We start from the raw sequence: 12,949 nt of genomic DNA on the forward strand, positions 1-12,949 counted from the left end.
CTCCTTTTAAAGGTTTTTCTTCTTGATTTGGGCTTATATGGTCCTGCGAAATAAATAGATGCCATCTCACCACCCCCTACATCTCTTTATGCACACCATGTCAACGTGTATCAAGTAGCCGAAAGCGTTTACCGTCGTGACGCGTAGCTGTAGCCAGGGCTTCCGTTACGCTGTGCCTTTCTTGCTCGGCGGCACTCGGGACAACGCTTAGGTTCATTCTCAAAGCCACGACATGAATAGAATTCTTGTTCTCCGGCAGTAAAGGTGAACTGTTGCCCACAATCAGAGCAGTGAAGGGACTTGTCTTGAAAACTCATTGGATGACCTCATCTCTTACGAATTTTAGTTAGAGTTCGGGTCATCCAATACTTAAGATAAATCTGAGTGAAGATGCTTGTAATGACCTAAACGTGAACTATATATATTATACACTTAATAGAGCGTCTTTGTAAAAAATAAACTTAAAAACCTAACCTTCGAGGTAGAAACAGGCGCTTGAGGCCTCACAAACTAAAGTATAGCTGTTAATGAAAATATCACATTACACAGAATTGTGCCAATTACACATTTTGACGTTCTGTTGGGTACTTAACAAAAGGGGCTTTTGTCCTATTTGACAACCTAGCTTGATTTTCAGCTTCATTATTTAACATTTAGTCAAAAAGGGGTATTTCAAGAACTAGCTACTTTCCGGGTAATCCCAGAGGGGGTTAATTAACAATAAAAAGAAAAGCCTCCCTGACTGGGAGGCTTCAGTTATCATGTTAGAAAGCTACTGTGGCTGGAAACCAGAAATGGTTTCTACTTCCTAACTATTGTTTACCAATCTCTTGTTTTCTTACGATTCGCCGTCGCGGTCGCTGCGAATAGCGTAGTTCTTTGTCTGGCACAGGCTTGGTGTAATCAAAGTCTTGAAGCGTCATACGCTCCAGCGGCGCGTTAAGAAGCCGTTCAAGAGCACGTATCTTATCCGCATCAGCATTTGTCACAAATGTTAATGCATCACCATTTTTATCGACCCGCCCGGTACGGCCGATTCGGTGGATGTAGTCATCCGTACTCTCGGGCATATCGTAATTGATGACGTGGGAAATACTCAAAACATCGATACCGCGGGCAGCAATATCGGTCGCCACCAGAATCTTGATCGAGCCGTTACGGAAGCCTGTAAGCGCGGTCTGTCTCTGATTCTGTGACAGATTCCCCTGCAGTGAAGTCACCCTAAAGCCGACTCTTACCAGTTGCTGCGCTACACGTTCGGCGCGGTGTTTGGTGCGTGTAAAGACAAGCACCGATTCTGTTTGGGTGCCATTTAGAATTTCCTTCAACAGCGCCGTTTTGAGGTGTTGTTGTACCGGGTACAGAACATGTGACACCGTTTTTGCCGGCAAGGTGCGGCCGATCTGCACAGTGACCGGGTCATGCAGGATTTCACGCGCCAGGCGCCGGATATTGTCGGGCATGGTGGCAGAAAAAAGTAGGGTCTGTCGCTTGTTCATGATACACGACAAAATATTACGAATATCGGGTAAAAAACCCATGTCGAACATCCGGTCAGCCTCGTCAATGACGAGGATTTCCAGGTCTGATAAACTCATAGTTCCTTTCCAGAGGTGGTCGAGCAGGCGGCCCGGGCAGGCCACTGCGATTTCAACGCCGCTACGCAGATTCCTGGTCTGCTGTTCTATGCTCACCCCGCCGTAGATAGAAATGCTCTGCAGTCCGATCCTGCTCCCCAGGGTGTTGATAACCTCGCAGGTCTGCTCGGCCAGCTCGCGCGTGGGTGAGACTATCAGAGCCCGAACACATCCTCGCGGGCCTGATCGCAGACGCTCTAGAATAGGCAGTACGAAAGCCACCGTCTTACCCGTTCCGGTCTGGGCCAAACCAATGATATCCCGCCCCTGCATAATCGGTGGGATGGCCTGTAATTGTATTGGTGTAGGTATGGAATAACCGAGCGCACGTACACCAGCCATGATGCTCGGATGCAAATTAAAGGTTTCGAAATTCATTTAACTCCTTGAAAAAATGCTGATTAAGCACCTGCATTACAGGTGTTTAATTAACTATGTCTCTTCTTTCTCTTTTTTTATTAAGTTGGCTATTACTTCTGATATTGAGGGGAACCGTTCCGCGCTTATCTGAGAGATGAAGGGCTTCAACGACATTAACAATCCGGTTCCTCAGTTTTTTCCCTTCGAGATTGGCAATCGCGGTTGCGCCTTCAGATTTCGAGGCCATTTCAACATATCCATAGCCCCTCGGTTGACCGCTGCCGATATAATTGTCGTTCATGATGGTTACAGATATCACCTCCCCAAATTCTGTGAACTCTTTACGCAGTTCATCTTCGGTCGTTTCGAGCGATAGGTTGCCCACATAGATATTCATGGTACCCCCCTTTTATCAAATCGGTTACGCTGCCCCGATTTGTGACGGGTGAGTCAGTAAAGGCATATGCAACTGCCAGTACTAATTCAAGTCGCCGGGTTGACTAATACCTTCGCTGCCTGCCACCACCCGAGCGGCCGCCTCTACCACCACCGTAACCACCGCTGCCATAGCCGCCACTCCTCCTGTCGCCGTAGGAACCACCACCCCTGTTGTCTGTGCGAGGACGCGACTCATTAACCACGATAGTACGGTCTTTCAATGTTTTACCGTTAAGCCCCGTGATAGCGGCTTCGGCCTCAGACTTTGATGCCATTTCCACGAAGGCAAAGCCCTTGGGCCGCCCACTGAACTTGTCGGCGGGAATAGCTACGGATTCAACCTTACCAAAAGCACCGAATTCTGCCAAAAGTTCATCTTCGGTAACATCAAAGGATAGATTGCCCACATAGATTTTCATAATTTGCCCCCTCTTATCTTGGATTTATCATTTGTTAAACTTAATATCCTTGTCGCCGCTTTCGTTGTGCGTTCTTTTTGGGTTTGATGCGGGCTGCCTCACTCTTCGGTACGAAATGGCAGTTGGCTTTTACTTCCCGAAGGACACCACTCATCTGCACCATTCGCTGAAAGCGACGCAGCAGCCATTCCTGCGATTCACCTTCATGTATTGATATTTCTAACGACAAAACTTACATTTGCCTGAGCCACACCCAGGCCGGTTGCCCAATCCGGATGTAGCTCATGGCTTAACCTCACTTATCTACTCGGTCGGACTTTTCGGTAGCAATCACTGCAATACACTGGTCTACCCTGGCTGGGCTCGAACGGTACTTCAGTTGCCTTGCCGCAATCAGAACACACTGCGGGGAATAGTTGACGTCGGGGTGTATAACCGTAGCTGCCATTTCCATAGCTATTGCCACTGTTCCCGTAGCGCTCTGACTTCCGTGCCTGGCGGCATTCCGGGCATCGCTTCGGGTCGTTAGTATAGCCTCTCGACTGGAACTGTTCCTGTTCCTCAGCGCTAAAGGTGAAAGTATTACTGCAATCGGAACATTCGAGGGTCTTGTCCTGAAAACTCATTGGATGACCTCCTCTCCTATAAATTTAGTTGGAGCTTGGGCCATCCAATACTTGATATAAATCTTAGGGGACTTTAAGAAGCTTGTATTAGCCTAAACTTGAACTATAAATACATTATACACTAAAGAGAACTATTTTGCATTTTGTTCAGTTCTGGTCATAGAAGCTTGAGATGTTACCCATTGAACGATTATCTGTTTTGTGCAATTCGGGTAATAACCGCTTGTTTGATATTGATGAAATTTGGTCGTCCTCACAACGCCCTACCCTCGTCCGGAAAACATTGAATTCAAGGAAATATCTTATCCGGACAAGAAATACGCCTCGTTAGGATTTACAATCCCCTATTTTGTCAAATGGCTTGATCAATGATATCCGTTTGTTTCTTCGTCCTGACAAAAAACACCAATAGCAAAAAGGGCTGGTTGAGAATACCCAGCCCTTTGTTTTTCAGCTAGTATGTTGTATATACTAGGCCTTTCCAATCCGGAACATCTTTGTCCCACATGTGGGACAGGTACCCTGAGTCGCTGGTCTGCCATTTTTCATTGTGATAGACTTGGGATCTTTCATCTCTTTCCTAGAGCGGCATTTCATACAATACGCTTGCATCGAGTGTTACCTCCTTTATTTGTTGGGTTGAGAGGATATTAAATTATCCTTATCATAATGTCAAATAGCCTTAAGAAAAGACTGGACAATAGCCCAAATTGTCAAATCACACAATCTGACGCGTTGTTCAACGCTTAAAAAGGTCCGCCAAATATCACGCCTAGAGCGCAGGCATGAAACCATCAACGAAAAAGGGAATCTTTTTCATTTAATATTCCCTGATATGCGCTACCTTATCATCATACCAGGTAGCCAGAGGACTAACTGCGGGAAAAACGAGCATAAGGCAAGCCCCAGCATTATCAGGGGGATAAACGGAATTACACCCCGGATGACATCAGCCATGGTTATTCCCAGTTCTGGTGGCGCCGCACCGACGGTAAAGTATATGGCGGGAGCGAAGGGGGGAGTATTGAATCCCATCTGAAGGTTAATACAAATCATTATGGCAAACCAGATGGGATCGAACCCCAGAATCGGCACAATGGGGAACACTATCGGAACTATGATGGCGAGGATACCCAGCCACTCAACGAAAAATCCCAGGACAAAAACAATGAGCATGACTGCGGCAAAGGCACCCCATGGCCCGCCCGGGGCAGCCAAAAGCAGTTCCTCGATTACGTTGCCGCAACCCAGGTGCAGGAACACGCCTACGAAAGCGAAAGATATGCCGGCGATGAAAAAGACATATGTGAAAAGCTTTATCGTCTCGTAACAGGTCTCTTTCAGTAGCCGAAAGCTAAAGTTGCGGCGGGCTATGACCAGAAGCATTGAGGCGAAAGCTCCGGTAGCAGCTGCCTCGGTGGGAGGGGCGATGCCGAAAAAGATAACCCCCAGCACGGAAAGGATAATAAATGCGGGCGGTACCAGCGAGACAAGGAGCATTTTCGTTTTCTGCCAGAAGGGGATTGCCCTCTCTTCAGCAGGAATCACCGGCGCCAATTTTGGTTGCAGGAAAGACCGAATGGTGATGTAGGTAATATACAGGCCACCAAGCATGAAGCCGGGGATAAAGGCCCCAAAGAAAAGCTTTCCTACGGAGAGTTCAGCCAAGGGACCAAAAACCACCAGCATAATGCTCGGTGGGATGAGAATACCCAGAGTGCCGCTAACCGCCGTGGTGCCCGCAGCCAAACTTTTGTTATAACCCCGCTTTATCATTGACGGGAGAGCCACCAGGGCTAACATGGTGGTAGAAGCGGCGATTACCCCGACACAGGCAGCCAGGATAGTACCGACAATCACCGTGGTTACCGCCAGGCCACCCCTGTAGCCACCCAGCCATATATACATGGCTTTATACATGTCTTCCACGGTCCCGGATTTTTCCAGCCACAGTCCCATAAAAATGAAAAGGGGAAGCGCCAGAAAGCTGTACTTCTGCGAGAAATCATACATACGCAGATAGAGTACGTCGCCAGTTATAGCCGGGCCGGCTGTGGCAAACCCGACCAATACCGCCACGGCACCGATGACGGCCGCGATGTAGTACCCGGTGAGCACGCCGACCAGGATGCCGCCGAGCATTATTACGGTAATAACTTCTGGACTCAGGTCAATCATAAGGCTTATTCCTCACCGCGAAGTAAAAATCACGAAAGAAGCGAGCCAAACATTGAAGGGTGAAAGTGCACCATCCTAACAGGTAAATGGTTCTGAAGGGAGCTGCCGGGGGATACCACCAGCTCTCATCTCTCACCTCACCCATAACCCAGGATTGCCACGCCCACTCCGCAGAATTCGTCAAAAACACATAAAGCACAGGGACCATGAAAACCAGGAAAAAGCTGATGTCAAGAATCATCTTTACTCTGGTTGGAAACATCCGGTAAATAATATCAATTCTGAGATGCTTGCGGTGGACATGGGCATAGGCCAGACCCATGACGACGAGGGTTCCACCCATCATCTGGCTGGTCAGATGGGCCCATATAGTTGGGCGGTTAAAGCCCCACCTGGCTACCACTTCAAAGACAAGTACCAAGACAAGGGCGAACGCCAGCCAGCTGAATGCCCTTCCGCTGTAGTCACTAATGGCATCAACAATTTTGAGTGCTTTTTTCAATGGCCCTCAGTGTCTTTCGGTAAAATTTTCCCTGCCCCCCGCCCGGACCGATGCTCCCGGGCGAGGGGCAGGGTCCCGTGTCTACTTTATTTTTATTAGGCTTTTTACTGCGCTACAGGCGCGAGAAGCCTGCCCTTATCATGTCTTGGAACTCCATCATTGAGCTGTATAACTTGTCAATGAAGGGGTCTGCTGCACTTTTTTCGGCGTAGAACGCACGCGCTTCCTTGGCATAGGCTTCTTCTATCTCGTCGGAAACTAATTCTACCGTGCTGCCGTAGTCAATGAAATTCTGCACGGCCTTAACATCTTCGACCGCGTAGAGATAGTAGACCTCCATCATCACGCCCTGCGTGAACGACGTTACAAGCTGCTTGAGGTCATCTGGCAGCTCCGCCCAGCGCTCTTCATAGACAAGGCACTGCATGTACTCCATGGGCTGGCGCGACGCCGAGAGATAAACGTACTGCCCCACTTCCTGCAGGCCGCGTGACCAGTTAGAGGCCGGGGTGGACACCTCATAGGCGTCAATTACGCCCCGTTGCATTGATTCATAGACTTCCGAGGAAGGGAAGAAACTCGCTGCAGCCCCCATTCTGGCCAAAATTTCGCCACCATCACCTGATCCCCGAAATTTCAATCCCTTGATGTCTGCCGGCGTGTTTAATGGCCTGTCGGAGTGCAGCCACGTTTCCGGAGTGGTGATGTACCCGCCATAGGGTATCACGTGCAGGTCAAAGTCCTGAAGCATCTCATCCATTAGCTCGGCGCCACCTCCGTACATCAGCCAGGCGTGAAACTCGACGCCAGTCAATCCGCCGGAGACATAAGACATCATAGGAGCGGGGCCAGGTATGAATTTCTTCCAGTGTGCCGCGGGTGTCAGGGCAAAGTCCAGAGCGCCCTGGTTCACCGTCTCAAACTCCATTTGCTGTTCCACAATGTCACCAGCGCCAAACCAGTCAATCTCCAAGCGCCCACCGCTGGCAACCTCCATTCTATCCAGCATCTCCATCCACTTTTGGTTCTTGGGGTCTACCAGCATACTAGCGACTTGCCCCACCCATCTAATTGCTTTTTCTGGTTGGGCCGGGGCTGGTGCCGGAGATGGTGCGGGCGTTGGAGCGGGTGCCGGGGCTGGCGCCGGGGCTGGTGCTGGAGCAGGCGCCGGTGCGGGTGCTGGAGCTGGAGCCGGGGCTGGTTTCGCACAAGCAGCGGTAATGCTGCTGATTAAAACTACCACCAATACTAAAGTTAGTATCAATCCTTTTTTCATGATCTTCTCCTTTTGGTTCGGATACCTCCTCTTTTAAATCTATTGATATGAAGTTAATCACCTCCTTCTTTCATTAAAAGTATAAAAAATCATCAAATAAAAAGAGCACTGATTACCGTTCAGCTACAGTGCTCTGATTAACCTCATCCTCATCTTTCTAGAACACTTTCTGTCAATGAAATTTTATATCAGGATAAGTCAATTATAATCTTATTTATATAATTGTCAATACCTGAAAAAGGAACCTTTTATAGCGCAGTAAATCTTTGTCTCCTTCTCCTTTTTCTCTTATCCTTGGACCCCGGTGGCCTACCCAGACACTTGCCTTGGGCCTTGACTCGAGCCAAACCGGCTTTAGTCCTCTCACTTCTACGCTGGCTTTCCATTCTTGCTACCCATCCGGACAGGGCATATAGAAGCTCGGCTAGTTCTCCGGGTGCTTCAGTCTACGATTCTTGATATGAAAGTACCTTAACTCCGTAAGCAGACAACTTGTGCACCAGACTCAATATTGCTAGGGCGCCTTCACGGCTCAGGCGATCTAGTGCCCATACAAGCACTACCTGAAACCTTCTCTGCCTAGCATCTGCTATAAGGTTGGCCAGTTCGCTGGTGGCCGGATTTCCAAGCCGATTCTTCCTCCTCATATACTTTAATAATCTCGTAGCCGCGTTGATTTGCCCAGTCAGTTAGCACCACAGGTTATTCACCCTCGTCAGGTAGATAGCCCATATCTGCTTAGCGGCATCATACACTGTGGTAAATGTGGGGCAACCATGGTAGGTCAAGGATCTGGCCATCGTTACCAGTACTACGTATGTGGGAACGTCCGCAGAAAAGGCAGGGAGGTATGCCCAGCAGCGATGCTACCCAGGGATAAGGTGGAAGGGTTTGTTATCGATAGAATCAAGAGTTACATCCTTACTGAAGAGAATCTTGAGGAACTGGTCAGGCTGACTAATGAGGAGTTAGCCCAGAACAGCAGTGCGGAAAATGAGAGGTTAGAGCTCCTTCAGGCTCAAATTACCGAAGTGGATAACAGACTTGGCAAGCTCTACGATGCTCTGGAGACAGGGGAATTAAAGAGCGGAGAGCTTGCCCCAAGGATACAAACTCTTTTCGAGAAGAAGGAGCAGTTAGAAAGGGCCAAAGCTGATGTAGAGGAAGCCTTAAGTTTCAACAAGGTGGACGTAACTGACCCTCAAGTAATACGCCTCTATGCCGATGACTTGAGAAACTTGCTGGCAGAATCTTGCATCACTGAGCAGAGGAGCTTCATCAAGTCCTTTGTGGAGAGGATTGATATTGATGACTCAGAAGCTAAAGTGTATTATACTATTCCCATGCCCCCATCTAGCACGCCGCAGGAGACGGTGGGAGTTTCGCCTTTCGTACACCACGGTTGAAGGAGAGGGGGATTCAGGGGGTGAGGTAAATAAAACGTCTATAGCTTAAACAGCTCATCCAGAGGCGCATCAGGTGACACCGGCCCCACAATCGCCAGACGGAGTTTCTCACCAGTCAGGAGTTCCCGGGCAAGTTGCTGCAGTTCCTCGACCGTTATGCCATCAACTATGGAAACGACCTCGTCAACGGTGAGGACACGTTCCGTGAGCAGTTCCTGCCCACCAATCCAGCCGGCCACGCTGCGGCTGTCTTCCATGCGCAGCAGCAGCCGTCCTTTGGAGAATTCTTTGGCCTTGTTCAGTTCCGATTCCGGAATCGTCTCCTTGAGTTGAGCCAGTTCCTCAATAATAGCCTTTATGGCTGTATGCAGATTTTTAATATCAACGCCGGCGCCGATGATGAGCGAGCCGGTGTCAAGGAAATGGTCGACATAGCTGCTGATGCTGTAGGCCAGTCCCAGCTTGTCCCTGATATTGGTGAACAGGCGACTGCTCATGCCATCACCGAGGATAACGTTGAGCAGGTCAGCGGCGAACCTCCTGGGGTCAAGGAGAGACAGGCCCGGCAGCGCCAGGCAGAGATGCACCTGCTCAAGCTCCCTGTTTTCGATGCGCAGTCTGGGGAACGGGTTTTCTTTGCAGGTGAGATATCCGGCCCGAGATTGCCGTCCCGCCCATTTGCCCAGCGCTTGATTGACCATGCTTACTATTTCCTCATGCTGGATGTTACCGGCGGCAGCCATCACGATATTGCCCGGCCGATAGTGGTTAGCGAGGTATTCCAGCATAAGTTCACGACTGATATTGCTGACGGAATCACGGCTGCCGGCGATATCGCGCCCCAGCGGATGACCGGGCCAGAGCAGCTCGTCAATGAGCATTCCCACCCGCTGCGAGGGCGAGTCGTTGCTCATGTTTATCTCTTCGATGATGACCTGGCGCTCCTTCTCCATATCCTCAGGGTCAAAGCGTGAGTTGATGAGCATATCGACCAGCACATCAAAGGTGGTCTCGAGATAGGGTCGGGCTACCTTGCACCAGTAAACGGTGAGTTCCTTATCCGTGCCGCCGTTGAGAATACCGCCCACGCCTTCGATGGCCGTGGAGATGTCTCTGGCGGTGGGCCGCTTCTCGGTGCCGCGGAAACATAGATGCTCGATAAAGTGGGAAATGCCAGCTTCAGAATCAGCTTCATAACGGGAGCCGGTACCGATAAAGAAACTGATTGACACCGAGCGGGTCTGGGGCATGGTCGAGGTTAAAACGCGCAACCCGTTATCCAGTATGCTTTTCTGGTACAATAAATCACCTCTAATCGTTAATAATTGACATAATATTATTTCAACCGGGCCGTTGCATGTTCTGCCGGCACCGGTTGAGTATGGAAAGGACTTCAAAAGGCTCTTCAATCATAAAGAAGGTGGGCACGCCCTTCGGTTCCAGAAATGCCTTGGCTGCTTCCATGTGCTTTCTCTCGGCGCTGAAAGCAACATAAAGTGACTTCTCCGGGTATTTATTTGCCAGCTTAACCAGGAAGTCCAGAGGAGGTATGCCAACGTTCTCGGCCAGCATGAGAATCGGCACCACCGCATCGATATTTTTATCTCGCATCAGAGCTTCAATAGCCTCTCTATAGCTGAACTCGACGCTATGTTCGAATACCGACGGCCAGATATCCACCGGATTGCGCATACGGACGAAGTCCGGGCTTATCTCCTGAAGGCGCCTTCTGGTTTTTTCCTCGGCCTCGGGGACGTCAAGATTCCATCGCTGCTGGCAGAGGTCCGAGAACACCACCAGCATGGCGCCGGAAGGCGCCAGGAAGCCCACTCGATTTCCCTTTGGCAGTGGCATGCAGGCAAGCGCTTTGGCTGTCAGCACTAGGTGCGAGTATTCATAAAGCCTGGTAATGCCGGCCTGCCTGATGGTGCCATCCAGGATTCGCTCATCCGAGGCCATGGAGGCGGTATGGGTCACGGCCGCTTTGGCTCCCTCCCCGGTGCTGCCTCCCATGAGCAGAAAGACGGGCTTTCGGCGGGTAACCTCGCGCGCCACTTCAATGAAACGACTGGGCCGCTTTATGCTTTCCAGGTAAAGGAAAATAACTTCTGTCTCCGGGTCCTCGGCGTAATATTCAAGGACGTCGCTCTCATCGACGTCGATTTTATTGCCCAGCCCGGTTACCCTGGCCACCCCGAAGTTCTCGTCGATGATAATACAGTACATGGTGTGGGTGGCGAAGTTGCCCGTCTGGGCGATGTAGGAGATGTTGCCCCGCGGGACCTTGCCCAGCGGGAAAATGCTGGTGGTGAAGTGATAGGGCGTTGAGGTGTGGCCGGAGGTATTGGGGCCGACGGCATTGGCGCCGGCCTCAGCGATGGCGCGCGTCAGTTCCTCCTGGAGTGCCTCGCCGTTTTCGTTGACTTCGGAGAAGCCGCCGGCACAGAGAACGAATGATTTAATGCCCTTTGCGGTGCACTCCTTTACCGCCTGTACCGTGGCCTGGGCGGGGATGACGATAACGGCCAGGTCAACGCCGTCTGGCAGTTCGGCGATTGATGAACAGACGGGTAAGCCCATGATTTCGCCGCCCCTGGGATTGACCGGGTAGACCTTTCCTTTGTAGCCATTGGCCAGAATATTATGCATGACTGTATAGCCGGCCTTGCCGGGCGTGGCGGAGGCTCCAATCACGGCGATGCTGTCGGGTTTATAGAGCTTTGTTAAGTCCTTCTTCGGGGCTATTTTGCTCACTGGCTTTGCTGGCTCTTTACCCAATGTGACCAGCGCGTCCACGGCGACCGGCTTGCCGTCAGGTCTGATTTTAAGTGGATTAATATCGATGGACTGTATATTCCCGTACTGAAGGCTGATTTCACTGAGGGTAACCAGTATCTGTGCTAGCGCCTCAATGTCAGCGGCCGCTTCGCCGCGGAACGATTCGAGCAGCTTTTTATGCTGGATTTCCTGAACCATCTGCCGGGCATCGTGGATGGTCAGAGGGGACACGCGGAAGACGATATCTTGGAAAATTTCGGTCATGATACCGCCGAGCCCGAACATGACGCAGGGGCCGAAGTGGGCATCGCGGACCAGGCCGCAGACCAGCTCCCGCTCTCCTTTCACCATCTCCTGAACGAGCACCGCATCGCTGCCGGGTATCTGTAACAGACGCTCGCTTTCCCGCCTCACATCTTCCTGGTTTTTCAGGTTCAGGGAGATGCCGCCGACCTCTGTTTTGTGAAAGAGGTCTTTCCCGGACGCTTTCAGAACCACCGGGAACCCAATCTTTACTGCCTCTTTCACTGCGGAATCGGCATCGTGAGCGACGGCTTCACAGCAGACCGGAATGCCGAAGCTGGCACATAACCTTTTGGCGTCATACTCATTTAGAGCTTTCTGGCCTTTGCTCAGGGCTTCCCTGATAATATCCATATGTGGCGTCGTTGTACCTTTCGGATAAACGTTCGGCTCAAAAATTATGGCACAGCGGCCCGGGAATGGCAAGTTTGCCCGTTAAATTGACTTTGGGGCAGGGCGTTGCTAACATTTAGGTGGGAGGCAGTATGACCACAGGGCAAAATGAATCCGGACTGGTACTATTTCCGCCGACAGCCGAAGTCAACGAAAAAGGCCACCTTGTCATTGGTGGCTGCGATACTATGGCGCTGGCGGAAGAGTTCGGCACGCCCCTGTATGTTTTCGACGAGGTGACTTTACGTCGGAAGTGCGCTGAGTTCAGGGATGAGTTCGGCAGGCGCTATCGCGATACGGCGATTGTCTACGCGGGCAAGGCATTCGTCAACCGGGCGCTGGCGCTCCTATTCAAGGAAGAGGGGCTCGGGCTGGATGCTGTTTCCGGTGGGGAGCTGAGTGTCGCGTGTTCCGTTGATTTCCCGATGGAAAAGGTCTATTTCCACGGCAACAATAAGTCCGCCGAGGAACTGGGCATGGCCCTGGAATGCAAAGTCGGGCGCATTGTCATCGACAATTTTCAGGAACTTGATACGCTGGCGGAGATAGCCGGTCAGCGAGGTGCCACGCCCGATGTCCTGTTGCGGCTGACGCCGGGCGTTGACCCGCACACGCACAAACACATCTCCACCG

Annotated in this window: 16 protein-coding genes; 2 read left to right on the forward strand and 14 right to left on the reverse strand. The window is 50.9% G+C overall.

Annotated features, from left to right (window positions below):
• Positions 1–128: 128 nt before the first annotated feature.
• The 12 genes from KKD83_09890 to KKD83_09945 form a co-directional block, all read right to left on the reverse strand.
• Positions 129–317 carry a zinc-ribbon domain-containing protein gene (locus KKD83_09890; GenBank protein MBU2536457.1) on the reverse strand — a complete coding sequence of 63 codons (189 nt, stop codon included), beginning with the start codon at positions 315–317 and terminating at the stop codon, positions 129–131.
• A gap of 495 nt (positions 318–812) precedes the next feature.
• Positions 813–2,015: a DEAD/DEAH box helicase gene (locus tag KKD83_09895; GenBank protein ID MBU2536458.1), complete on the reverse strand. Its 1,203-nt coding sequence runs from the start codon at positions 2,013–2,015 to the stop codon at positions 813–815.
• A gap of 46 nt (positions 2,016–2,061) precedes the next feature.
• Complete coding sequence (locus KKD83_09900; protein ID MBU2536459.1) at positions 2,062–2,394, reverse strand: RNA-binding protein; 333 nt, start codon at positions 2,392–2,394, stop codon at positions 2,062–2,064.
• Positions 2,395–2,497: 103 nt separating this feature from the next.
• Positions 2,498–2,854: an RNA-binding protein gene (locus KKD83_09905; protein ID MBU2536460.1), complete on the reverse strand. Its 357-nt coding sequence runs from the start codon at positions 2,852–2,854 to the stop codon at positions 2,498–2,500.
• A 40-nt stretch (positions 2,855–2,894) separates the two neighbouring features.
• On the reverse strand, positions 2,895–3,071 hold the full coding sequence (gene rpsU / locus KKD83_09910) for a 30S ribosomal protein S21 (GenBank protein ID MBU2536461.1): 177 nt from the start codon (positions 3,069–3,071) through the stop codon (positions 2,895–2,897).
• Positions 3,072–3,153: 82 nt separating this feature from the next.
• Positions 3,154–3,480, reverse strand: a complete 327-nt coding sequence (locus KKD83_09915) for a zinc-ribbon domain containing protein (GenBank protein ID MBU2536462.1) — start codon at positions 3,478–3,480, stop codon at positions 3,154–3,156.
• A gap of 840 nt (positions 3,481–4,320) precedes the next feature.
• Entirely contained in the window at positions 4,321–5,658 is a 1,338-nt protein-coding gene (locus KKD83_09920) for a TRAP transporter large permease subunit (GenBank protein MBU2536463.1), read from the reverse strand.
• Positions 5,651–6,160 carry a TRAP transporter small permease subunit gene (locus KKD83_09925; GenBank protein MBU2536464.1) on the reverse strand — a complete coding sequence of 170 codons (510 nt, stop codon included), beginning with the start codon at positions 6,158–6,160 and terminating at the stop codon, positions 5,651–5,653. The genes KKD83_09920 and KKD83_09925 overlap by 8 nt, the downstream gene beginning before the upstream one ends.
• A 112-nt stretch (positions 6,161–6,272) precedes the next feature.
• The gene (locus KKD83_09930; GenBank protein MBU2536465.1) at positions 6,273–7,169 is read right to left on the reverse strand and encodes a hypothetical protein; all 897 of its coding nucleotides are present in this window, start codon (positions 7,167–7,169) and stop codon (positions 6,273–6,275) included.
• 58 nt (positions 7,170–7,227) lie between these two features.
• Positions 7,228–7,371: a hypothetical protein gene (locus KKD83_09935; protein MBU2536466.1), complete on the reverse strand. Its 144-nt coding sequence runs from the start codon at positions 7,369–7,371 to the stop codon at positions 7,228–7,230.
• Between the two features lie 313 nt (positions 7,372–7,684).
• On the reverse strand, positions 7,685–7,822 hold the full coding sequence (locus tag KKD83_09940) for a hypothetical protein (GenBank protein ID MBU2536467.1): 138 nt from the start codon (positions 7,820–7,822) through the stop codon (positions 7,685–7,687).
• A gap of 60 nt (positions 7,823–7,882) precedes the next feature.
• A complete protein-coding gene (locus KKD83_09945; GenBank protein MBU2536468.1) occupies positions 7,883–8,083 on the reverse strand; it encodes a recombinase family protein in 201 nt (66 codons plus the stop codon).
• Between the two features lie 30 nt (positions 8,084–8,113).
• On the opposite strand from KKD83_09945, the gene KKD83_09950 reads away from it, so the two are divergent.
• Positions 8,114–8,842: a recombinase zinc beta ribbon domain-containing protein gene (locus tag KKD83_09950; GenBank protein MBU2536469.1), complete on the forward strand. Its 729-nt coding sequence runs from the start codon at positions 8,114–8,116 to the stop codon at positions 8,840–8,842.
• 38 nt (positions 8,843–8,880) lie between these two features.
• On the opposite strand, the gene KKD83_09955 is transcribed toward KKD83_09950, so the two are convergent.
• Together KKD83_09955 and KKD83_09960 are read right to left on the reverse strand one after the other, a co-directional pair.
• Positions 8,881–10,143: an insulinase family protein gene (locus KKD83_09955; GenBank protein ID MBU2536470.1), complete on the reverse strand. Its 1,263-nt coding sequence runs from the start codon at positions 10,141–10,143 to the stop codon at positions 8,881–8,883.
• A gap of 40 nt (positions 10,144–10,183) precedes the next feature.
• Entirely contained in the window at positions 10,184–12,277 is a 2,094-nt protein-coding gene (locus tag KKD83_09960) for an acetate--CoA ligase family protein (protein MBU2536471.1), read from the reverse strand.
• Positions 12,278–12,408: 131 nt separating this feature from the next.
• On the opposite strand from KKD83_09960, the gene KKD83_09965 reads away from it, so the two are divergent.
• On the forward strand, positions 12,409–12,949 hold a 541-nt coding region (locus KKD83_09965; GenBank protein ID MBU2536472.1), incomplete at its 3' end, for a diaminopimelate decarboxylase.

It is taken from the genome of Chloroflexota bacterium (genome assembly GCA_018829775.1).
Lineage (GTDB): Bacteria > Chloroflexota > Dehalococcoidia > Dehalococcoidales > RBG-16-60-22 > E44-bin89.